Genomic DNA, 20,416 nt, shown 5'->3' with positions numbered 1-20,416 from the left:
GTAAGCGGCTCAGTTGGGCCGTTTGTCCATGCCCGTGCGTGCGAGGCATGATGGTGAACTGGAGCTGCCAGTCAGGTGGCGGAATTCGGCGGACTGGCTCGCGTGTGCAGCTTGTCGGCCACACGCCAGGGCAAGAGCTCGTCGATGCGGTTAATTTTGTGATCGGCGATGTGGGTCAGCACATACTCCAGGTAGGCACGCGGATTGATGTCATTCAGTGCACAAGTGCCAATCAGTGCATACATCGCGGCTGCCCGTTCGCCGCCGCTGTCTGAGCCGGCGAATAAAAAATTTTTCCGGCCCAGGCTTACGCAACGCAGCGCGTTCTCTGCGATGTTGTTGTCGATCTCGAGCGTACCGTCTTCGCAATACAACGTCAGTGCGCTCCACTGGTTCAGCGTGTAATTGATCGCCTTGGCTGTATCGGACTTCGACGACAGCGTTTCGAGTTTTGCCCTGAGCCACGCTTCGTAGATCTGAAGCAGTGGTCTGGCTTTCTCTTGTCGTATTCGCAACCGCTCGGCGGCTGGCCTGCCGCGAATGGAGGCCTCGATGTCATAGAGCCCGCCAATATATTCGAGTGCCTTTTGTGTTGTGTCAGATGGCGTGCGCACGTGGATGTCGTAGAACTTTCTCCTCGCGTGGGCATGACATGCCGCCTCGCGTATCGAGCCATCGCGGAACAACTCGTCGAATCCCGCGTAAGCGTCCGCTTGCAGAATCCCTTTGAAGCTGGCGAGATGGGTTTGAGGGTGGATGCCTTGCCGGTTCGGCGAGTACGCGAACCAGACCGACGCCGGTTGCGTCGAGCCCGAGCGATGATCGTCGCGCACGTAGACCCATAGCCGGCCGGTGCGGGTCTTCCTGTTGCCCGGTGAGAGCACCGGAATCGGCGTGTCATCCGCGTGCAGCTTGGTCGCGGCCATCGTATAGCGGCGCAGCGCCTCTGTTAGCGGTGCGCACAGCGCCTCGCACTGGCCGACCCAGCGGCCCATGCTGGCCCGGTCAAGCGTCACGCCGTCGCGCGCCGCGATCGCGGATTGCCGGTACAACGGCTGGTGGTCTGCATACTTCGAGACGAGGATGTCTGCCAGCAAGCTCGGATGGGCGATGCTCCGCTCGATCGGCAGGCCGGGCATCGGGGGCTGGGTGATAGTGCTGCAGCATGGGCAAACCAGTTTGCGCCGGATCGTCCGAATGACCTTGAACGCCGCTGCGACCCGGGCGAGTTGTTCGGATTCGTCCTCGCCGAGCACCTGCATTGGTTGTCCGCAATCCGGGCAATTTGATTCAGGCTTGAGCACATGATCCTCGCGCGGCAGATGCGCGGGAAGCGCTTGCTTCGAAGCCGCTTCGTCCAGCGCTGCGTTCGAGGAGGACGCATTTGCACCACGGGCCTGCGCACGCTGCACATCCGCTACGCCGCGCCCGGCGGCCAGATCCTCAAGTTGAGTCTCAAGCGTCTCTATTTGCCGCTGCAGCTGCTCGGACTTGCGACCGAACTGCATGCGCCTGAGCTTGTCGATCTGCGCCTTAAGCTGCTCAATCTCGACATCGCGTTCGGCAAGCAGGCTACGGGCCTCGACCAGCAAGGCCTTCAGGAGTTCGACATCGTCAGGGAGATCGGCGCCGCTCGACATGCGCCGTAGTTTACGAGTCCGCCGCGCGGTTTACAACATCGATAGTGCGGCAGTGCGACGGGGCTGTCGCCAGTCGATGCCCTCAAGCAGCATCGACAGTTGCGCAGAGCTCAGATGGACCTTGCCACCGTCGGCCTTGGGCCATATAAAACGGCCTCGTTCAAGCCGCTTCGCGAGCAGCCAGATTCCATCCTCGGTGGCCCAGAGAATCTTTACCAGGTCGCCCCGACGGCCCCGGAAGATGTAGACGTTGCCGCCCAGCGGATTCTCCTCAAGCGCGGTTTGCACCTTCGCTGCCAACCCCTGGAACCCGCATCGCATATCAGTGATGCCAGCAGCGATCCAGATGCGCGTGCCCGTCGGTAGGGAGATCATGAGCGCAGACTACCCAGCACGATCCGCAGCATATCGGCATCAACCAGGCCGTCGACTTTAACCACCGCACGACCGATCCGGATCTCGATCGTGCCGACCGGTGATACAGACTTCGCGCCCTGCGCTTGCGGCTCTACCGAACTTGATGCAATGACTTCCGTTGGCGTGTCGCTTAGCAATACGACCGGAATGAGTCCGGCAGATCGAGCTTGCTGATCGGCCAGATATCGCCGCCGCCAGGTGAACAGCATGTTCGCGTTGATGCCGTTCTCCCGGGCCAGCTTTGCGACCGATACTCCGGGCTCGCAAGCTGCTGCGGCCAGTCGATCACGAAGCTCCCGGGGGTAGTTAGGGCGCCCCGTACGGGAACCCGGTTTCTTCTCTGCAGACTGTGTCAAAGTGGTGCCCATCAGATCGGAAATGATGGACATCACTTTGATGTCGCCCTCAGCCACTGTCTATAACGGCCGGCACGAGCCGCTTACGGTGATCGACACGTACGACCTCACGCACATCGATTTCGACATCGAAGGCTCGGCGCAGCAGGACACGACCTCCGTTGTCCGCAACTTCCAGGCGATCGCTCAACTGCAGTCGGCCTATGCGGCGAAAGGCAAGCCGCTGCACGTCACGCTGACACTGCCGACGATGCCAACCGGACTCACGCAGGACGGGCTCAACATTGTCGATGCTGCGATAGCAAACAAGACGGTGTTCGACGCCGTAAACCTGATGGCGATGGACTATGGTCCTGCGAATCTCGACATGGGCGCGGCCGCGATCAAAGCGGCACAGGCGCTCTACTCGCAACTCGACACGGCTTTCAAATCGGCCGGCCAGACGAAGACAAGCGCACAGCTCTGGCAGATGGTCGGTGTCACGCCGATGGTCGGTGTCACGCCGATGATCGGCGTGAACGACGTGCAAGGCGAGACATTTACGCTTGCCAATGCACAAAGCATGCTAAATGCAGCCGTCAACAACGGTGACGGGTTCATCGGCGACTGGTCGATAGGTCGCGACCAGGCATGTCCGAATAACGCCGCCTACACGTCGCCGACCTGCTCGGGCATCGTGCAACAACCCTTTGCGTTCGCGTCGATCTTCAAACACCTTGGCGGCAAATGGGGCGCGGGTGTAACGCAGGATCCGAACTACGGCGGCAGCTCTGGCGGCGGGGGTATGCCGCAGTCCGGTGCCCCGTGGTCGGCGAGTCAGATCTATAACGCCGGCGCGACGGTCACGTACCAGGGCCCGACGTATCAGGCGCAATGGTGGACGCAGGGCGACGTGCCTGGTCAGGCGTCTGTATGGGTGGCCATTGGTGGCAGCACGCCAGCTTGGTCGGCGACGAACGCATATCAGGGCGGCCAGTGTGTGATGTATCAGGGCGCAAAGTATTGTGCAAAATGGTGGACTCAGGGGGACACACCGAGTGCTGGCGGCGTTTGGGCCAAGTCGTGACAGCGCGCGTGGCGGCGTCTTGAAGTGTCGCCGGTTTCGTTCGACGGCAGAGGTCAGTACGCCGAGAGCGGGGTTTCTGCCATCGCACAACGTGCTGGCACGGCTTGCTCTGCGTTCGGGCCTAACGCAAGCACACGCCACCACTGCTGCGAAATGTGTCCGTCCCGGGGCATCCCCGGCGGAGTGCCATCATAGCCCGGCGGGCGCGGGTGGCAGCAGTACGCCGTCGTGAGGAGTGTATAGACGTCGGCACTGTCGCGGCCGGAGACCTGCGCACCTCGAGCAAGCTATCGAGCAAAAGGCGGCGAGTTTGCCATGTCGTTCGCGGCGCGAGCGATACGCCGCTGATGCAAGCCAGCTCTACCTACGCGAAGGCATGCAAACGCGGGGGATGAACGAGGAACGCCGGCCGCACGCCTCCGCTGCTGAGCCGACAAATTCTTCATACCTCGTTGAAAACGAAGCACTCCTCAGATCTGAGGGCATCAGCGATCGACCCGGCTCCATTGCTGCGCGTTGGCCGATAGGCGTTGGCTTGATTTTCAGCTTTGCTTTTAAATCAAGGAGTTCCGAGTACCCCAATCGCGTGCCAGCGATATTGAACGACTGCGGTGCGGCGGGGTGAAATCATGTGATTTGCGGCTTTATAAATGCGCCCCTACGCTGATCGACGGTAGAGAAACTGCGCGGATGGGCGGCTCCGTACTTTGCACATGCATAGGACCACCAGCGCGAGGTTCCTACGGACTCCAGCCACGACCCACTGCCGCCCGCGCTGCCGCCAGTCGCTCCTTGGAGTAGGCGAGGTCGGGGGACGAAGTGTGCTGAGTAGTTGGCGCCCGATGCACATCACGACGTGGTCGTAATCGCGATGCGGCCATCGCCCAGTCTCGCCAGCTCGGTAACGACGTCACGTAACTCGCGCTGCCATTCTGCGAGCAATTCCGGCGTCAAGCGTGGTCCACAAGGCAAATACAGCCCGCCATCGCTCGAAACAAGCGCTCCGACGCAGTGCAGCGGTACGTCTTGCGACGTCCGAGCCACTGCTCGCAGGTACGCGATCACTTCTGGCTTACGAACCTTCATCTCATCTCAGAGCGTAGCGCGTCCCTGACGTCGCCTGGCCACTCCATACGCAATCCGCCGTCGTTCATGAAGATCAAGGTCGCGCCCATTGCGCGCGCCTTCATCACTAGGTGGTCGACATTCACAATACTTCTCCTTCGACTTCGTGCTTCCCGAATTCTTTCTCCCCGGGTTTCCCCTTTTTTCGGTCACCCGGTCACCTTCCTTATCTGACAAGGGTTTCGAGGTGACCGAAGGAATTCCCGTTCGGTCACCAGGCACCTCCCTTGTCTGGCAACGGTTTCAAGGTAACCGAAGCGATTTCCAATGGATTGCAAGCCGGTCTTCGGTTGCCTCACCGTACTTCGCCCTCGACTTCGTGCTTCTCGAATTCTTTCTCCCCGTTGGCCCCCCTTTCTTCGGTCCCCTCGGCACCCACGCTAGGGGCGAAAGGCAAGCGTGCAATGGCCTGCTCGTCAGTCTCCGATGTATCCACGGACGCATCATTAATCGGTCGCGCGGCGCTTGGGAACATGCGTATGTCGGTCCCCTTGGTCGGAGAAGCAGCTTCGGGTGAGGTCGCGTTATCGATGCAGCGACGCACGCCATCCAATCCGCTGAGACAGTGCAGATCATTGAAGTCCGACGCGCCGGCCGGCCGCTCCTGACCAAAGTCAGGAACAGCAACCCGTGCGTCGACTGCGCGCGCTGCCTCGACCGCCTTGGTCATGCCCGGATTCCCATCCGTGCCGATGTCGTCGTCAGCGCAGATGACGATCTGTAAGTGCGGGAACTTCTCTCGCCACGCCCGTGCAACGTTGAGCAGGTTGCCCGCGTTCATCGCCGCTGCGACCGAGCGGCCGGTCGCCTCATGGAGCGTACTGGCGGTTGCGTAACCGTCGCAGATCAACAACGGCACATTACTGCCGGGCGTCACGCCTGCGGTGACCGCAGCAAAGCAACCGCTAATGCGCCCGTCCGTCTGGAAGGTCTTGCTGCCCTCCGGCTGGATGTATTGCGATGAGTGGTGCGCGCCGTCCACGCCCTGGATCTTGATCACGAGCTGCGCGCGCAGTTGCTTTGCACCGTAGGGCTTGATCTGCTTGCGTCGGACGTAGTCGTGGTCAGCATGCACGCTGCCGGCCTTCTCCCACAAGCTGCGTGGCCTTGTCGGCCGCGTTCGCCTGGGCTTGGGCATGTTGCCGAGCGGCTTCCTCAGCCTCCTGCTGACGCGCAGTACGCCGTCGTTCGAGCTCGGCTTCATCGATCAACTCGGTCGGGGCCGTGTCGACATACCCGTGTGTGCGGGCCTTATCGAACAACGTCCCGGCTGTGATGCCCATCCCCTTGAACGAACGCCATACGGTACGGGCGTCGCTTTCGCTATAGCTGTCAGCTGCGCGCGACCAGTCGTTCCACAGATCGAATCCGGTTTCGCCCAGCTCGGCCTTGACAGCCATGCCCATCTGCACCCACGTGTCCCGGCAGTCTGGTGGAACAAATCCCAGCGCGGCACGAATACGTTCAGTTTCTCGGTATGCGCTCATGCAGCTCCTTTTTTAAATTAGGAGTGCTCAGCACTTGAAATACGCCGAAACTGCTCGGACTCGGGTTGTGATGTGGCCCGGGTCAATCGCTCACAGTCAGCATCGGCACTGATCGCCATCATGCGGGCGATCACCTCGACGTCACCAGCGATCTTCCAAAGCAATCCCGCCTGGTTGTCGCCTTGCAAGCAGCCTGATCCCGGGTCTTTCTGACCACGATCCTGTGCAATCAGGCCGGCAATGCCGGAAACCTGTTCCTGCAGACTGAGTGCGTCATTGACCGCGCTTTCGGAGGCGAACGACAGGAACTCGAGCTCGTCATCGGAAAGGGTTTTCAGGTCGAGCCGGTCGGTGAAGAATGCGAGCAGCCCTGCGGCATCTGCTTGTCGGTTACGCATGGCGCACCTCCTGGCAAGCCAGTTCAGCCAGGCGGCGAAGTGCGTCTCCGGTGACGTCGAGTGCGTCTTGATACGTCGGCGCCACTGCAGCTTCACGCAGTGCGGTACGGATGATTGCGAGGGGAGTTTGCGGGTGCTCGGGACGAGCGAGGGCGTTAGCACGCATTTGCGGCCTCCTATGGTCAGGTTGGAGGCCCGCCGCTCATTTCCACATGAGGGGTGGCGGGCCTGACAGCGAGGGGTGGAAAACCGGCCCATAGGAAACCGGCCCAGCCGAAGCTGGCCCTTGCCCGGCCCGCCATTGAAGAATGACGTGCAGAAGCGTACGGACGTAAAAATAGCCGCAACTGCGGCGGCTCGTCCGCCTATGGAACTCGGGTTTCCACACCCGACGACTGTTGTTTCAGTCGCACGGCCAGCATAGCGCCGTACGCAACCGTCCGTCAACACCGCCTTTTTGTGTGGGCGAAAAAAGCCTTTAGTAAGGATTTATTGCCCATACGATTTATTGCAGCAGATCACCTACGACGAAAGCAAGAGCGCAACGAACTGCGAGAAGCACGGCGTGCCGCTTTCGCACGCTCGCTTCATTGAATGGGAAACCCTGTGGAGCCGACCAGACACGCGGCATGCTCACGGCGAAGAGCGCGTCGTCGGTTACGCGCACATCGGCCCCGGCTCTTTTGCGCCGTGTTCACCGATCGCGACGACAGCCGTCGCATCATCAGCCTGAGGAAGGTCAATCGCGGTGATGCAGATGCCTCAAAGTAACTTTGTCGCCCGCAACAAAGGGGCAGATCCTGAGATATCAGACCGACCGTTCAGCCCGCCCTGCCAGCGTTTGCGACCGTGCGAATCAGGGCACCAACCAGTCCTCGCAACGTCAAGCGTGGCCCAGGAGGGGTCTATCGGAGACTAAGAACACCCTCTCCGCCTTGTCTGACGATCTTTTTCGGCCAATTTGGCGTAACGTATTCGGGCACGTCTTTCCGTGTCGCGACAATCGATACGACCCCAAATAGAAGCAGGGCTTGTTTAGATGTCGGAACGCCCATACAATACGTCCGTAGCGGCGCAGCAGTTTAAATACGCCCGGGCAGCCTGCGACAAATCCGCGTCGGCAATCGTAAGCGTACTTGTGAGTACGTCAGGTCCGGGTACTGCAAAATTCTCATAGCCTCCCTTTGGGGAGGCTATTTTATTATGGGCGCAACAATATACCTAGACGAAAGTGGGTGCCTGGGCTGGAAATTCGATCAGCCATACGGGCGGGGCGGCTCGAGCCGTTACTTCACGCTCGCGGCCACCGTCATTCCCGACGGACGTGAAGCGTGCCTCGAACGGGTGGTACGCGGCTTCTACAAAAAGCGCGGCCGAGGAACATGCAATGAACTAAAATCCGTCGCCATGAAGAGCGGGGAGCGAGTTCACTTTTCAAACTCCCTCGCGAACGTCAAGGCGAAGAATCCCGACATCGTGTTCACGTCGATCACCGTTCGGAAGGAGCGGGCAAACAAGGCGTTTCGGGACCACCCCAACCGCCTCTACAACTACATGGCGAAGTGCCTGCTCCTTGACCTGATGACCCAACACGACTCGGTTTGCTTTATCCCTGATGCACGCTCGATTAAAGTCGAATCGAAATACGCCTTGCACGATTACCTCGCCACCGAGCTTGCATCGACAAGTGACACGGTACTACACACCACACCGTGGGAAAGCAAAGATTCACTTGCCCTACAGTTCGTAGACGTGATGGCGGGCATCGTCTGGTCACACTACGAATTCGGCAGTAGCGACGCGTATCGAGCCGCGGCCCCTCACATCGGCCAGCGGCAGCTCTTCTTCTACTAGGCACCCCCACGCCCGCGCGAGGGCACTCCGCGTCGCTGGCCCCTCATCATCTTCGAGCAACCGGGCAAAAAGAGGCTGGCTGCGCCGATTCGTCCCAACCGAAAATAATCAATTCATTTCGGTCAACTCCCCTTCCACTCCCTACCGTATAGAGGTGGCCTCGCAAATTCGGACAGCCGGATAAGTGGTTTGGCCAAGGTGCAGATCCTGAGAGCCCGCCCTGCCCGCGTTTGCGACCCTGCGAATCAGGGCACTAGGCAGTCCTCGCAACGTCAAGCGTGCCCGAGGAGGGGGCGGCGGGGGGAGTTTCTTAGCGCGAATCGTTCCAGACTGCGGAGGGCCGGCGAAATAGCCAAGGGATACAGTGTACGCTCGACCGCCTGTCTCCAATGTTATCTCCAAGAAAATGAGTGTTTTGGAGACAAACTTGGAGATAGCCCGAGGCTTACCCGATAAGGCTGACAGGAGGAAATGATTGATTATCTCCAAATCTCCAAATATTTTTGCTTCCGGCGGCACCGCAGCGTCCAGCACACCACCGGCATTCGACTGATTGAGCCTACGCCGACACATCTGTTGGTATTTTTGTTGGTATCTACCGAGCAACCTTGCCTGAACGGTACACAGAGAAAAGCAATATGAATTCTGTCGGGGGACCAGTCGAGCGTCTCCATACCCGCCTCGTCCGCGCCGCCGCCGCGCCAGTTCCATCGCCCACGACATCGGTTCTGCGTCTCCTGGCCGACACCCCCGTTTGACCGAACACGCCCCGGCCGCAACGCCCGCCGGCAAGCCGCAGCCGCGCCGCAACGACGACCTACCCGCTTGACGACGCCCGCGCACCGCACGTCAGCCCCCACTCACGCACCGCCCCATTGCATCGTGAGCCCGCCGTCGATCGTCCACGTCTGCCCGGTCACGTAATCCCCATCATCCGACGCAAGAAACAGCGCCACACGCGCGATTTCCTCCGGCTGCCCGGGCCGATGCCACGGAATCACCTGCATCGACTTGTCCCGCGCCTGCGGATCGTTGAGGCGATCTTGCGTCATCGGCGTATCAATAAGCCCCGGCGCGATGTTGTTGACGTTGATCTTGTCCTCGGCGACTTCGCGCGAAAGACTCCGAGTGAGCGAGCCAAGACCGGCCTTCGCCATCCCGTACGGCGCGCTCTCCGGCGTCGGCAGATGTTGCGCGACCGACGAGATATTGACGATGCGCCCGCCACCACCGGCCGCGCGTCGTAGCCGGACGAATGCGCGGCAGCAATAGAACGGCCCGAGCAGGTCGGTCCGCAGCACGATGTCGATCTGCTCGTCCTCGAGATCGGCCACGGCGACGCCGGGCGCCCCGACACCCGCATCATTCACCAGCACTTCAAGCCCGCCGAGCGCACTCGTCGCGTCGCGAAAAAATGCGGCAACCGACTGCGGATCCGACACATCGCCCTGAATCGCGCATGCGCGCCGGCCGAGCGCCTCGATACGCCGCACGGTTTCCTGCGCGCCGTCGTGGTCCGTGTGATAGACGATCGCGACGTCCGCGCCTTCCTGCGCGAACAGCGTCGCGATTGCCTGACCGATTCCGGAGTCCGCGCCCGTGACGAGCGCGCGAATGCCTTGCAGTTTCATAAATCTGTCCCTCCGCTTGAGGCTGTTCACGGTGACGACGCACGGCCGCGCGCCGAAGTCCGATGTCCCGAAGCGTCGCATTCCACGTTCCCTGCCGCGGCACGCACGATGCTGCGCCAGGGAAACACGCACACAGGTAATCGACCATGGACCCATTTGAAGAAGCGCGACAGCAAATGGTGGAGCGGCAGATCGCGTCGCGCGGCGTGCGCGATCCGCGCGTGCTCGATGCGATGCGCACGGTGCCGCGCCATTTGTTCGTGCCGGCGGATCTCGCGGAATTCGCGTACAGCGACACGCCGCTGCCGCTCGCCGACGGACAGACGATCTCGCAGCCGATCATCGTTGCGCAGATGCTGGACGCGGCGCGGCTGGCGCCGAACGATCGCGTGCTGGACGTCGGCACCGGCTCCGGATACGCGGCGGCCGTCGCGGCGCGCCTCGCCGCGCACGTCGACAGCATCGAGCGCCGCGCGTCGCTCGCGACCACGGCGCGGCGCACGCTCGCGGAAAACGGCTACCGCAACGTGGACGTGCACCACGCGGACGGCACGCTCGGCTGGCCGGCCCAAGCGCCGTTCGACGCGATCATCGCGGCAGCCGGCGGCCCGGCCGTCCCGCCCGCGTGGCGCGAACAGCTGGCGATCGGCGGGCGCATCGTGATGCCGATCGGCACGGAGCGCGACCGGCAGCGCCTGGTACGGATCACGCGAACCGGGCCGGCGCAGTTCGAACAGGAGGATCTCGGCGGCGTCCGTTTCGTCCCGCTGATCGGCGACGCGGGCTGGTCCGCGCCGGACGATGACACTGCAATACCGGTACCCGCTCCCGCGTCCATCGCGACATCCGCGATGCCGCTCGAAGATCTGATCGCACGCAGCGTGCGATCGTTACCCGACCCCGACGATCCGGACTTCGCGAATGCGTTCGATCACCTCGGGAGCAAGCGTATCGTGCTGCTCGGCGAATGCAGCCACGGCACGTCCGAGTTCTACCGTGCGCGCGCCGCGATCACGAAACGGCTCGTCGAACGGCATGGCTTCAACATCGTCGCGGTCGAGGCGGACTGGCCGGATGCGGCGATCCTGCACCGCTACGCGACGCTCGCGCCGGACGAGCGGCGCGATTCGGCGACGCCGTTCCAGCGTTTCCCGACGTGGATGTGGCGCAACGAGGAGTTCGCGACGTTCGTGCAGTGGCTGCGCGCACACAACGGCGGCGTGCCGGAAGCCGCGCGCTGCGGGTTTCATGGCCTGGACATGTACAGCCTGTCCGCGTCGGTCGATGCGGTGCTCGACTATCTCGACCGCACGGATCCCGACGCCGCGCGCGTCGCGCGCGAGCGCTACGGCTGTCTCACGCCGTGGCAGAAGGATCCGCTCGTCTACGGCCGCGCGGCGATGTCGGCAGGCTTCGCGGACTGCGAGGATGCCGTGATCGCGCAGTTGCAGGACCTGCTGCGCGAGCGCATCGCGCGCGCCGACGGCGACGACCTGCTGTTCGATGCGACGCAGAATGCGCGGCTGGTCGCGTCGGCCGAGCGCTATTACCGGACGATGTACCGAAGCGCGGCGCACAGCTGGAACCTGCGCGATACGCATATGTTCGAGACGCTGGAAAACCTGCTCGCGGCAAAAGGCGGCAACAGCCGCGCCGTGGTGTGGGCGCACAACTCGCATATCGGCAACGCGGCCGCGACGGAGATGGGCATCGTCGGCGGCGAACTGAATGTCGGGCAGCTTTGCCGCGAACGCTTCGGCGATGACGTCGCGCTGATCGGATTCGGCACGCACGAAGGGACGGTCGCGGCGGCAACGGACTGGGGCGCCCCGCTCGAGATCATGCGCGTTCGGCCGTCGCGCGACGACAGCTACGAACGCGCGTTTCACCGCGCCGGCGAGCGCCGCTGCTTTGCGGACCTAAGGTCCGACGTCAACCGCGCACTCGCCGAACGGCTGCGCGAGCCGCAACTGGAGCGCTTCATCGGCGTGATCTACCGCCCCGACACGGAACGTCATAGCCACTATGCGGAAGCGACACTCCCCGAACAGTTCGACGGCTATGTGTGGTTCGACGAAACGCACGCGATCAGCCCGCTGTCGACCACCGCGACCGAACGCCCGGTCGAACTGTATCCGTTCGGTTTGTGACGGCAGATTGGAAAACGCGATTGTAGAAAGGCATTGCTCGGGCCGCGGACCGGCCCGGCCGCGCCGGCGCGTTACTGCGTCACGGCGTGCTGCACGTCCTTCGACGCATGCCACACGCGGTAGCGCACGTCGAAACCGTCCGGCACGTACACGACGAGCGGCAGGCGGCTGTTGTAGCGCAGCAGCTGGCCGTCGCCGCGCACCTGCACGAACCGCTGCTGCGGCGCCTGGCCCGGGCAGGCCATGAGCGTCGATGCCGGCCCCTTCACGTCGGTGAGCCGATAGTACATGTAACCCCAGCCCTTCACGTCCTCCGCGGTCAGTTCGCCGCCGAACCATTGCTGGTTGCAGTCGGTCTGCAGCGTCTTGCCGATCATCAGTTCGACGCGCGCGTCGCCTTCGTTCTCGAGCGCGGGCAGCGCGATCACCGCGCGCTGCTGGCCGGCGGTGGGCTGCGGGAACATCTTGATCGACTCGGCCGGCACGGCGGGCGCCGATGCGGGCCCGGCCGCGCAGGTTGCAGCGGTCGTCACGCAAAAGGCGGCCAGGACGGCCCGGATCGCGAATTTCATCGATGTGCTCCTGAAAAACAAAATAGGCCCCGGATGCTAACACTTCCGTCGCCGGACCTTTCGAAGCTGTAATTTCACGACACAATTGCAAACAGTGGGCCGGCCCCGCGCGCGGTATTTGTACGGCAACCAACGGAGAACATCATGCTGAAGCTCATTGCTGCCGCCGGCGTCGCCACGCTGCTTGCCGGTTGCGTCGTCGCGCCGGACGCCGGATACGGCTACGGACAGCCCTACTATTCCGATCCCGGCTATGCGTACGGGCCCGCCTACGGGGCCGCGCCCGTGTACGGCACCGTGAACATCTGGGGCGGCGGAGGCGGTCGGGACTGGGACCGCGGCCATCGCGACTACCGCCGCTGGGATCACGGCGATCGTGGCGATCGCGGCGGCTGGGGACGCGGCGGCGGACGCCGCAGCGACTGGAACGAGGGGCGCGGCCACGGCGACGGCGGAGGTCGCGAGCACTGATCCACGGCCGCAATTGCAACCGTTTGTATCCGCCCGCGACTGCACGGTCTCTGCACCGCGCGCAAAAACCGGCGCCCCCAGAATGACAACGGCCCTCGCATCGTGCGAGGGCCGTTGTCATTTTGTCGTGCCGTCCGGCGAACCGTATGTTCGATCGGCGCCGGCCACGCGGCACCGAATCGGATCACTCACGCGTCACTCACCGCTTACCAGCCGGCCGGCTGCGCATAGCCGCCCGACACCGGCGCGCCGCACACGTACGCGCGCTGATAGCGGTCGTAGCAATAGTTCGGGCCGTCGTCCTGGTACTGCGCCTGCTGGTAGGTCGGATAAGCCGGCTGCTGATACGCGGGCGCCTGGTAGTAGGTCGGCGGCTGATAGGCCGGTGCCTGATACACGGGCGCCTGGTAGGCGACGGGCGGATTCATCGCGGACGTCACGATTGCGCCGAGCACGGCACCGCCGATCAGCGCGCCGATGACGGCGCCCCCGTCGCGGCCATGCGCGGACGCGGGCCCTGCCACGGCGAGCGAACCGGCGAGAACACATACTGCGGCAATCTTTTTCATGATGGACTCCCACGCGAAGTGGTACTGGATGCGATGCATTGTGGCTGCCCGCGGCCGTAATAGATGCAGCAAGTGGTAACGCGCCATTACGGGTATCGCGCCCACCGAAACGCGGCATGGCCGTGCTACGATTTTCGGCCCACAGGAGACGCCTTCATGCAGCCCGAAACCGCCCGCCGTTTCGATACCGAGTTCGCGCCGCGCATCGCGCAGGCGATCGCCGGCTTCTTCGCCGAACACGTGCAGGCCGACGTCGTCCCGTACGGCGGGCACGGCCAACCGACGCGCGTGCGAATCCGCAGCGCACCGCACGAGCATGTGAGCGGCTTCGTGCATCCGCTGAATCTCGAGCTGACCTGGGACACCGACGAAATCGAACGGCTGATGGAACCCGACGGCCCCGCACGGTTCGAGCACTACCTGAGCGCGCTGCCGAGAAAACTGGGCGCATGGCAAGGCGCGCGCGACATCGATCTTGCATCCCGCACGCAGGCCGAGCCGCTCGTGCGGCTGGGCGGCCTCGACTTCGAAGGCTGAAAGCACGCGCCGGCTGTGGCCTGCGGCCAGCGGCCAGCGGTCGATTGCACCGGCGTCGCGTAATGCGGCCCGGTGATACACTCGACCGGTCCCGCGCCGGCACCGCGATGCCGGCCGGACCATTCACCGCCGCCTCCACCCGTCGGCATGGTTGCGCACGCAACCGACATCCGGGTGCGCGCACAACCACGCTTCCGCTGCCGTCATGAACGCCGATACCGGCCTGCCGCTTCCGCAACGCTACTGGGCGATCGTCTGCGTCGCACTGGGCATCACGCTCGCCGTGCTCGACGGCGCCATCGCGAACGTCGCGCTGCCGACGATCGCACGCGACCTGCATGCATCCGACGCCGCATCGATCTGGATCGTCAACGCGTACCAGCTCGCGGTCACGATCACGCTGCTGCCGCTTGCGTCGCTCGGCGAGCGCGTCGGCTATCGCCGCGTCTACATTGCCGGGCTTGCGCTCTTCACCGCGGCGTCGCTCGGCTGCGCACTGGCCGGCTCCCTGCCGATGCTCGCAGTAATGCGCGTGATCCAGGGATTCGGCGCGGCCGGCATCATGAGCGTCAACGCGGCGCTCGTGCGGATGATCTACCCGTCGTCGATGCTCGGACGCGGCCTGTCGATCAACGCGATGGTGGTCGCGCTGTCGTCGGCGATCGGCCCGACGGTTGCGTCGGCGATCCTGTCGTTCGCGTCGTGGCCGTGGCTGTTCGCGGTCAACGTGCCGATCGGCATCGCCGCGGTGTTCGGCAGCATCCGTGCGCTGCCGGCGAACCCGCTGCACGATGCGCCGTACGACATCCCGAGCGCACTGATGAACGCGTGCGTGTTCGGCCTGCTGATCATGGCCGTCGACGGGCTCGGCCACGGCGAAAGCCACGCGTACGTCGCGATCGAGCTGGCCGTCGCGTTCGGCGTCGGCTATTTCTTCGTGAAGCGGCAGTTGTCGCAGCCGGCCCCGCTGCTGCCGGTCGACCTGATGCGCATCCCGATGTTCGCGCTGTCGATCTGCACGTCGGTCGCGTCGTTCACGTCGCAGATGCTCGCGTTCGTCGCGCTGCCGTTCTGGCTGCAGCATTCGCTCGGCTTCTCGCAGGTCGAGACCGGCCTGTACATGACGCCGTGGCCGCTCGTGATCGTGTTCGCCGCGCCGCTCGCCGGCGTGCTGGCGGATCGTTACTCGGCCGGCATCCTCGGCGGGATCGGGCTCGCGCTGTTCGCGGCCGGGCTGCTGTCGCTCGCGACGATCGGCGCGCATCCGGGCACCGTCGACATCGTGTGGCGGATGGCGCTGTGCGGCGCGGGTTTCGGGCTGTTCCAGTCGCCGAACAACCGGGCGATGCTGTCGTCGGCGCCGCGCGAGCGCAGCGGCGGCGCGGGCGGCATGCTGAGCACCGCGCGGCTGACCGGCCAGACGCTCGGTGCCGCGCTCGTCGCGCTGATTTTCGGGCTGGCGCCCGATCGCGGGCCGACGATCGCGCTCTACGTCGCCACGGTGTTCGCGGCCGTTGCCGCGGTGGTCAGCATGCTTCGGATCGCATCGCCGCGGCCTGACACGGCAACCTGATACCGCGACCCGCCGCCACCACACCGCCGCCCGCCTCCACGCGCTCAGACATGCGCGGCGCGCCGACCCGCGCGCTGCGTGACCGACGCGGCCGCCGCGACGCTGCGCAGGTCGGCGACGAACGTGTCGCGCCAGACCGACAGGTCGTTCCCGCGCAGTCGCGCGAGGTTCTCTTCATGGCGCGCCTGCCGCTCGGCGAGCGGCATCGACAGCGCGCGCTCGAGCGCGTCCGCCATCTGCGACAGGTCGTACGGATTGACGAGCAGCGCCCCGGTCAGCTCGGCGGCCGCACCCGCGAACTCGGACAGCACGAGCACGCCCGGATCGGCCGGGTCCTGCGACGCGACGTATTCCTTCGCGACGAGGTTCATCCCGTCGCGCAGCGGCGTCACGTAGCCGACCTGCGACATCCGGAAGAACGCCATCAGCAGATTGCGCTCGTACTTGCGGTTCAGGTACTGGATCGGCGTCCAGTCGAGCTGCGAGAAGCGGCCGTTGATGCGGCCGGCCTCGCCTTCGAGCGTTTCGCGAATGCGCTGGTAGGTCTGCACGTCGGAGCGCGTCGGCGGCGCGATCTGCACGAGCGACACGCGCCCCTGCCAACCCGGCGCGTTGGCGAGCATCCGCTCGAACGACTGGAAGCGTTCGACCAGCCCCTTCGAATAGTCGAGGCGGTCGACGCTCATCACGAGCTTGCGGCCGTCGAGCGCGTCGCGCAGCATCTTCACCGGCTTGCGCGAGCCGTACTGGACGGCCGCTTCGGCGATCGCATCCGGATGCACGCCGATCGGATAGGCGGCGACCTTCACGACACGGCCGTGCGCATGCAGCATCCCGTCGTCGCTGGCCGCGCCGATCCCGCGCCGCTCGATGTAGTCGGTGAACGCCTGCTTGTCGGCGTCGGTCTGGAAGCCCGCGATGTCGTACGCGCACATGAACTTCACGAGTTCCTCGTGCGGCGGCACGACGCGCAGCAGGTCGGGCGACGGAAACGGAATGTGCAGGAAGAACCCGATCGGATTCTTCACGCCGAGCTCGCGCAGGCAATGCGCGAACGGCAGCAGATGATAGTCGTGCACCCAGATCAGGTCGTCGGGCTTCAGCAGCGCGGCGAGCTGCTTCGCGAGCATCGCGTTCACGCGCAGATAGCCCGCGTACTCCTGCCGGTCGAAGCGCGCGAGGTCGCTGCGGTAGTGGAACACCGGCCACAGCGTCGCGTTCGAGAAGCCGCGGTAGTACTGATCGTAGTCGCGCCGGGTGAGCCCGACCGTCGCGTACGTGACGTTGCCGTCCCGCTGGATCGCGGGTGCGGTGTCAGGCGTCCCGACGATCTCGCCGTTCCAGCCGAACCACATGCCCCCGGTGTCCTTCAGCGCGTCCATCACGCCGACCGCGAGGCCTCCGGCGCTCGGGCGCGTGTCCTCGCCGGCGGCGACACGATTCGATACCACGATCAATCTGCTCATGCGGCTTCCCCTCCTCGATTCGATTGGATGACGCGCGACGCGCGCCAAGACGGGCGCGGCGGCCCGAAGGCGGCCGCGCGGCGATTCAGATGTGAGCGATGCAACAAAGAGCGCAATGAAATGCGGCAGCGGAATGCAGCGGCGACGGGATCAAGCGTCCTGCTCCTGGCCGAGGTCGCGTTGATAGTCGAGCCCTTCGGGGCGTGCGCCGCCTTGGTTGTGATCGCCGTCGGACGGCGTCTCGTTGGGCGCGCCGGCTGGCGGTGCGGCCGGCGTGTCGGTCTGCGGACGCGAGCGCTCGGCGCCCGCCTCGGGCGGCCGGGGCGAAAACCGTTTCGGACGACGCATGGCAGGGTGTTTCATAAGCAGCGCGGCTCGGAGCCGTCGTAGAAACATTCCATAACAAAACAGTCTAGGTCGCTTCCTTGCATTTCAAGGTAACAATTACCTTCAATTTGTAACGTTTCGACCCCTGCCGAACCATCTGTTCGACAATAGCGCCGCGCGTACGCGCGAGCCTCCGCCCCCGATTTGTCAAAGCTTTGCAGTGTTGTTCTGACGATTGCGAAACAATGACGCGGCAAGGGGGCGCGCATGCGTCGCCGCTCACCCAGACAGGACTTGCACTCAGGGATGAACATTCGTTTCGAATCGCCGCGTCGGGCCATGCCGGCGCGCATCGCGCTGGCCGCGCTCGCCACGGCCGCACTGCTGTCCGGCTGCAACTCGCTGTACAGCGAAGGCGCGACTGCCGGCGCCGGTATCGCGGGCGCCGCGCTCGCCTCCAAGGTCACCAACAACGCTGCCGCCGCGACGGGCATCGGCCTCGGCGCCGTGGCCGGCGCGCGCGCGGGCGTCCAGTACACGCAGCGCGTCGCGCACCGCTACACGCAGGAACAGATCGCGAAGGCGGCCGGCCCGCTCGACGTCGGCGGCGTCGCGCCGTGGTCGACGCACCACTCGTTCCCGATCGAAGAGGACGAACAGGGCCGCGTGACGGTCAGCCGGATGATCAGCGTCGGCCCGCTCGACTGCAAGGAAATCGTGTTCGCGGTCGACACGCCGGCGAAGGGCGACAAGGCCGGGCAGTCGGCGTTCTACGTCGCCACGATCTGTCGCGACGGCCCGACGTGGAAATGGGCGTCGGCGGAGCCGGCGACCGAACGCTGGGGCGCGCTGCAATGAGCGTCGCGCTCCGTATCGCGGCGATCGGCGCGTTGTGCGCGGCCAGCGCCGCGTTGTCGGGCTGCGGGTCGGTCGGCGCGGCAAGCGGCGCCCTTGCCGGCGCGGCAACGGGCCTCGTCACCGCGAACCCGGCCGTTGGCGTCGGGGTCGGCATCGCGGTGCAGGCGGCGACCGACGAGGCCGTCAAACGCACGATGAAGCAGCTCCATCAGAACCAGCAGGACGCGATCGCGAAGGTGGCCGGCAGCCTGGCCGTCGGCGAAGTGAAGCCGTGGAAGGTGAAGAACACGCTGCCGCTGGAAAACGGCGAAGGCGAGGTGCGCGTGGCGCGCGCGTATGCGACGGCGCTTGCGCTGTGCAAGGAATTCGCGTTCTCGGTGAAGGACGGCGACAAGGCCGACTGGTATTTCGCGAGTGCGTGCCAGCAAGGCACGCACTGGAAGTGGGCGGCGGCGGAGCCGGCCGTCGATCGGTGGGGCAACCTGCAGTAACGATGCGCTGCGCGGCGCGCGACGACATGCGCATCGCATACGGATGCCGGGCCGCACGGCCCGGCCCGGCGGCTCAGGACTCGACGTCCTCGAGACTGAAGATTTCGGTCTGGTCGTTGTACGAGAAGATCTCGCCGTAACGGCCCCAGTCGATCACCGCGTCGAGCGTTTCCTCGGCCGCGCCGTCCGACAGAAAATCCTCCAGCTCCTGCTCGAAGCGCACGCGCGGCGCGCGATGGCCCGGGCGTTCGTTCAGCACCTTCTTGATCCGCGCGGCGAGCGGCACGTGCTTGAGCAGGTGATCGGCGAACATCAGCTTGCGTTCCTGCGTGCCGAATTCGGCGAACACGCGCCCCGGCGGCGTCAGGAACACGTCGCCTTCGCGCACGTCCGCGAAACCGAGGTACTGCAGCACTTCGGCGATCGGGAACAGATCGTCCACTTCCAGATGCAGCGTGCGCGCGATTTCCGGCATGTCCGCGCGGCCATGGTACGGCGCCATCGCGAGCGTCTCGATCAGGCCGGCCATCAGGTTGGTCGACACCTGCGGCAGCCAGCTGCCGAGCTCCAGCCCCTTCTTCGTCGCCTCGCCGGTCTGGCGCGCGGTCATCTTCGCGTAGATGTCGTCGACCAGCTTGCGGAACGCCGGGTCGAGACGGTTGCGCGGGTGCTTGAACGGCACCTTGATTTCAGCGATCACGCGGCCCGGGTTCGACGACAGCACCAGAATCCGGTCGCACATGAACACCGCTTCCTCGATGTTGTGCGTGACGATCAGCACCGACTTGATCGGCATCCGGCCCTGCGTCCACAGGTCCAGCAGGTCGGTACGCAGCGTTTCGGCGGTCAGCACGTCGAGCGCCGAAAAAGGCTCGTCCATCAGCAGGATCGTCGGATCGACCACGAGCGCACGCGCGAAGCCGACGCGCTGCCGCATCCCGCCCGACAGCTCGCGCGGATACGCGTTCTCGAAACCGTCGAGACCGATCAGGTCGATCGCGGCGAGCGCACGTTCGCGCCGCTCGCGTGCGCCGACGCCAAGCGCTTCCAGCCCGGCTTCGACGTTCTGCAGCACGGTCAGCCACGGGAACAGCGCGAAGGTCTGGAACACCATCGCGACGCCTTCGGCCGGGCCGTTCAGCGGCTTGCCGAGATAGGTCACTTCACCGCCGGTCGGCTCGATCAGCCCGGCGATGATCCGCAGCAGCGTCGATTTCCCCGACCCGGAACGGCCGAGCAGCCCGACGATCTCGCCTTCGCGCAGCGACAGGTTCGCGTCGTCGAGCACGAGCAGTTCGCCCTGCGTCTTGTTGAAGCCGCGGCAAACGTGATCGACGCGCAGGATTTCTTCGCCGGGACGCGGGGGCTGGGACGTCTGGATGGGGGCGTTTACAGCATTCGGATTGTGCATCGCGTTTCGCTCTCGAT

The 20,416-nt window shown here is 64.6% G+C and carries 20 protein-coding genes and 1 pseudogene; 9 read left to right on the top strand and 12 right to left on the bottom strand.

Translation table 11 applies throughout. The features are described from left to right. Positions 1 to 71: 71 nt before the first annotated feature. Genes C7H84_RS15930 through C7H84_RS15920 form a run of 3 tightly spaced genes read right to left on the bottom strand, consistent with a single transcriptional unit; the run spans position 72 to position 2,446 of the window. Entirely contained in the window at positions 72 to 1,640 is a 1,569-nt protein-coding gene (locus tag C7H84_RS15930) for an IS66 family transposase (RefSeq protein ID WP_121859661.1), read from the bottom strand. 30 nt (positions 1,641 to 1,670) lie between these two features. Beyond that, positions 1,671 to 2,015: an IS66 family insertion sequence element accessory protein TnpB gene (tnpB, locus tag C7H84_RS15925; protein WP_121859660.1), complete on the bottom strand. Its 345-nt coding sequence runs from the start codon at positions 2,013 to 2,015 to the stop codon at positions 1,671 to 1,673. Next, a complete protein-coding gene (locus C7H84_RS15920; protein WP_205611428.1) occupies positions 2,012 to 2,446 on the bottom strand; it encodes a transposase in 435 nt (144 codons plus the stop codon). Before C7H84_RS15920 ends, tnpB begins: the two co-directional genes overlap by 4 nt. Before the next feature lie 52 nt (positions 2,447 to 2,498). Between C7H84_RS15920 and C7H84_RS15915 the strand changes: the two are divergent. Then, a pseudogene (locus C7H84_RS15915) lies at positions 2,499 to 3,479 on the top strand (carbohydrate-binding protein); the annotation flags it as partial. 1,420 nt (positions 3,480 to 4,899) lie between these two features. Here C7H84_RS15915 and C7H84_RS15910 read toward each other — a convergent pair. The 3 genes from C7H84_RS15910 to C7H84_RS15905 are packed head-to-tail and all read right to left on the bottom strand — an operon-like array spanning position 4,900 to position 6,489. Beyond that, entirely contained in the window at positions 4,900 to 5,700 is an 801-nt protein-coding gene (locus tag C7H84_RS15910; RefSeq protein ID WP_240462034.1) for a toprim domain-containing protein, read from the bottom strand. Then, positions 5,669 to 6,091: a PriCT-2 domain-containing protein gene (locus C7H84_RS37170; RefSeq protein WP_240462033.1), complete on the bottom strand. Its 423-nt coding sequence runs from the start codon at positions 6,089 to 6,091 to the stop codon at positions 5,669 to 5,671. Before C7H84_RS37170 ends, C7H84_RS15910 begins: the two co-directional genes overlap by 32 nt. Before the next feature lie 17 nt (positions 6,092 to 6,108). Then, positions 6,109 to 6,489 carry a hypothetical protein gene (locus C7H84_RS15905; protein WP_121859659.1) on the bottom strand — a complete coding sequence of 127 codons (381 nt, stop codon included), beginning with the start codon at positions 6,487 to 6,489 and terminating at the stop codon, positions 6,109 to 6,111. 508 nt (positions 6,490 to 6,997) lie between these two features. Here C7H84_RS15905 and C7H84_RS15900 point away from each other — a divergent pair. After that, positions 6,998 to 7,222, top strand: a complete 225-nt coding sequence (locus C7H84_RS15900) for a BrnT family toxin (RefSeq protein WP_205611427.1) — start codon at positions 6,998 to 7,000, stop codon at positions 7,220 to 7,222. A gap of 470 nt (positions 7,223 to 7,692) precedes the next feature. Further along, positions 7,693 to 8,343: a DUF3800 domain-containing protein gene (locus C7H84_RS15895; RefSeq protein WP_121859658.1), complete on the top strand. Its 651-nt coding sequence runs from the start codon at positions 7,693 to 7,695 to the stop codon at positions 8,341 to 8,343. 860 nt (positions 8,344 to 9,203) lie between these two features. Here the strand turns inward: C7H84_RS15895 and C7H84_RS15890 are convergent. Next, positions 9,204 to 9,974 (bottom strand): SDR family NAD(P)-dependent oxidoreductase, encoded by a 771-nt coding sequence (locus C7H84_RS15890; protein ID WP_121859657.1) that lies wholly within the window; start codon positions 9,972 to 9,974, stop codon positions 9,204 to 9,206. A gap of 146 nt (positions 9,975 to 10,120) precedes the next feature. On the opposite strand from C7H84_RS15890, the gene C7H84_RS15885 reads away from it, so the two are divergent. Continuing rightward, positions 10,121 to 12,124 carry a protein-L-isoaspartate(D-aspartate) O-methyltransferase gene (locus C7H84_RS15885; protein ID WP_121859656.1) on the top strand — a complete coding sequence of 668 codons (2,004 nt, stop codon included), beginning with the start codon at positions 10,121 to 10,123 and terminating at the stop codon, positions 12,122 to 12,124. Positions 12,125 to 12,195: 71 nt separating this feature from the next. On the opposite strand, the gene eco is transcribed toward C7H84_RS15885, so the two are convergent. Beyond that, positions 12,196 to 12,696, bottom strand: a complete 501-nt coding sequence (gene eco / locus C7H84_RS15880; RefSeq protein WP_121859655.1) for a serine protease inhibitor ecotin — start codon at positions 12,694 to 12,696, stop codon at positions 12,196 to 12,198. Between the two features lie 144 nt (positions 12,697 to 12,840). Here eco and C7H84_RS15875 point away from each other — a divergent pair, with 144 nt between their 5' ends. Then, complete coding sequence (locus C7H84_RS15875; RefSeq protein WP_121859654.1) at positions 12,841 to 13,167, top strand: hypothetical protein; 327 nt, start codon at positions 12,841 to 12,843, stop codon at positions 13,165 to 13,167. 206 nt (positions 13,168 to 13,373) lie between these two features. Here C7H84_RS15875 and C7H84_RS15870 read toward each other — a convergent pair whose 3' ends face one another. Continuing rightward, positions 13,374 to 13,775, bottom strand: coding sequence for a hypothetical protein (locus C7H84_RS15870; protein WP_043189675.1), 402 nt, complete (start codon positions 13,773 to 13,775; stop codon positions 13,374 to 13,376). A 117-nt stretch (positions 13,776 to 13,892) separates the two neighbouring features. On the opposite strand from C7H84_RS15870, the gene C7H84_RS15865 reads away from it, so the two are divergent. Both C7H84_RS15865 and C7H84_RS15860 read left to right on the top strand, forming a co-directional pair. Continuing rightward, a complete protein-coding gene (locus tag C7H84_RS15865; protein ID WP_121859653.1) occupies positions 13,893 to 14,273 on the top strand; it encodes a DUF5594 family protein in 381 nt (126 codons plus the stop codon). A gap of 205 nt (positions 14,274 to 14,478) precedes the next feature. Next, positions 14,479 to 15,846, top strand: a complete 1,368-nt coding sequence (locus C7H84_RS15860; protein WP_121859652.1) for an MFS transporter — start codon at positions 14,479 to 14,481, stop codon at positions 15,844 to 15,846. Between the two features lie 44 nt (positions 15,847 to 15,890). Here the strand turns inward: C7H84_RS15860 and otsA are convergent, their stop codons facing one another. Further along, positions 15,891 to 17,312 carry an alpha,alpha-trehalose-phosphate synthase (UDP-forming) gene (gene otsA, locus C7H84_RS15855; RefSeq protein ID WP_121859651.1) on the bottom strand — a complete coding sequence of 474 codons (1,422 nt, stop codon included), beginning with the start codon at positions 17,310 to 17,312 and terminating at the stop codon, positions 15,891 to 15,893. A gap of 150 nt (positions 17,313 to 17,462) precedes the next feature. Then, positions 17,463 to 17,660, bottom strand: a complete 198-nt coding sequence (locus tag C7H84_RS15850; RefSeq protein ID WP_121859650.1) for a hypothetical protein — start codon at positions 17,658 to 17,660, stop codon at positions 17,463 to 17,465. Between the two features lie 285 nt (positions 17,661 to 17,945). Between C7H84_RS15850 and C7H84_RS15845 the strand changes: the two genes are divergently transcribed. After that, the gene (locus tag C7H84_RS15845) at positions 17,946 to 18,497 is read left to right on the top strand and encodes a hypothetical protein (RefSeq protein WP_121859649.1); all 552 of its coding nucleotides are present in this window, start codon (positions 17,946 to 17,948) and stop codon (positions 18,495 to 18,497) included. Beyond that, the gene (locus C7H84_RS15840) at positions 18,494 to 18,988 is read left to right on the top strand and encodes a hypothetical protein (protein ID WP_121859648.1); all 495 of its coding nucleotides are present in this window, start codon (positions 18,494 to 18,496) and stop codon (positions 18,986 to 18,988) included. The genes C7H84_RS15845 and C7H84_RS15840 overlap by 4 nt, the downstream gene beginning before the upstream one ends. A 73-nt stretch (positions 18,989 to 19,061) precedes the next feature. Here the strand turns inward: C7H84_RS15840 and C7H84_RS15835 are convergent, their stop codons facing one another. Beyond that, entirely contained in the window at positions 19,062 to 20,399 is a 1,338-nt protein-coding gene (locus C7H84_RS15835; RefSeq protein ID WP_121859647.1) for a nitrate/sulfonate/bicarbonate ABC transporter ATP-binding protein, read from the bottom strand. Between the last annotated feature and the right edge of the window lie 17 nt (positions 20,400 to 20,416).

The sequence above is a fragment of the Burkholderia sp. Nafp2/4-1b genome, from assembly GCF_003635165.1.
Classification (GTDB): domain Bacteria; phylum Pseudomonadota; class Gammaproteobacteria; order Burkholderiales; family Burkholderiaceae; genus Burkholderia.
The sequence above is the reverse complement of the archived record's forward strand: the minus strand, read 5'-3'. Positions and strand labels throughout refer to the sequence as shown.

What these genes read in the sequence shown, in the direction of transcription:
- C7H84_RS15930 (WP_121859661.1), bottom strand. Translation starts at nt 1,640, where the DNA reads ATGTCGAGCGGCGCCGATCTCCCTGACGATGTCGAACTCCTGAAGGCC.
- tnpB (WP_121859660.1), bottom strand. Translation starts at nt 2,015, where the DNA reads ATGATCTCCCTACCGACGGGCACGCGCATCTGGATCGCTGCTGGCATC.
- C7H84_RS15920 (WP_205611428.1), bottom strand. Translation starts at nt 2,446, where the DNA reads ATGTCCATCATTTCCGATCTGATGGGCACCACTTTGACACAGTCTGCA.
- C7H84_RS37170 (WP_240462033.1), bottom strand. Translation starts at nt 6,091, where the DNA reads ATGAGCGCATACCGAGAAACTGAACGTATTCGTGCCGCGCTGGGATTT.
- C7H84_RS15905 (WP_121859659.1), bottom strand. Translation starts at nt 6,489, where the DNA reads ATGCGTAACCGACAAGCAGATGCCGCAGGGCTGCTCGCATTCTTCACC.
- C7H84_RS15895 (WP_121859658.1), top strand. Translation starts at nt 7,693, where the DNA reads ATGGGCGCAACAATATACCTAGACGAAAGTGGGTGCCTGGGCTGGAAA.
- C7H84_RS15890 (WP_121859657.1), bottom strand. Translation starts at nt 9,974, where the DNA reads ATGAAACTGCAAGGCATTCGCGCGCTCGTCACGGGCGCGGACTCCGGA.
- C7H84_RS15885 (WP_121859656.1), top strand. Translation starts at nt 10,121, where the DNA reads ATGGACCCATTTGAAGAAGCGCGACAGCAAATGGTGGAGCGGCAGATC.
- eco (WP_121859655.1), bottom strand. Translation starts at nt 12,696, where the DNA reads ATGAAATTCGCGATCCGGGCCGTCCTGGCCGCCTTTTGCGTGACGACC.
- C7H84_RS15875 (WP_121859654.1), top strand. Translation starts at nt 12,841, where the DNA reads ATGCTGAAGCTCATTGCTGCCGCCGGCGTCGCCACGCTGCTTGCCGGT.
- C7H84_RS15870 (WP_043189675.1), bottom strand. Translation starts at nt 13,775, where the DNA reads ATGCATCGCATCCAGTACCACTTCGCGTGGGAGTCCATCATGAAAAAG.
- C7H84_RS15865 (WP_121859653.1), top strand. Translation starts at nt 13,893, where the DNA reads ATGCAGCCCGAAACCGCCCGCCGTTTCGATACCGAGTTCGCGCCGCGC.
- C7H84_RS15860 (WP_121859652.1), top strand. Translation starts at nt 14,479, where the DNA reads ATGAACGCCGATACCGGCCTGCCGCTTCCGCAACGCTACTGGGCGATC.
- otsA (WP_121859651.1), bottom strand. Translation starts at nt 17,312, where the DNA reads ATGAGCAGATTGATCGTGGTATCGAATCGTGTCGCCGCCGGCGAGGAC.
- C7H84_RS15850 (WP_121859650.1), bottom strand. Translation starts at nt 17,660, where the DNA reads ATGCGTCGTCCGAAACGGTTTTCGCCCCGGCCGCCCGAGGCGGGCGCC.
- C7H84_RS15845 (WP_121859649.1), top strand. Translation starts at nt 17,946, where the DNA reads ATGAACATTCGTTTCGAATCGCCGCGTCGGGCCATGCCGGCGCGCATC.
- C7H84_RS15840 (WP_121859648.1), top strand. Translation starts at nt 18,494, where the DNA reads ATGAGCGTCGCGCTCCGTATCGCGGCGATCGGCGCGTTGTGCGCGGCC.
- C7H84_RS15835 (WP_121859647.1), bottom strand. Translation starts at nt 20,399, where the DNA reads ATGCACAATCCGAATGCTGTAAACGCCCCCATCCAGACGTCCCAGCCC.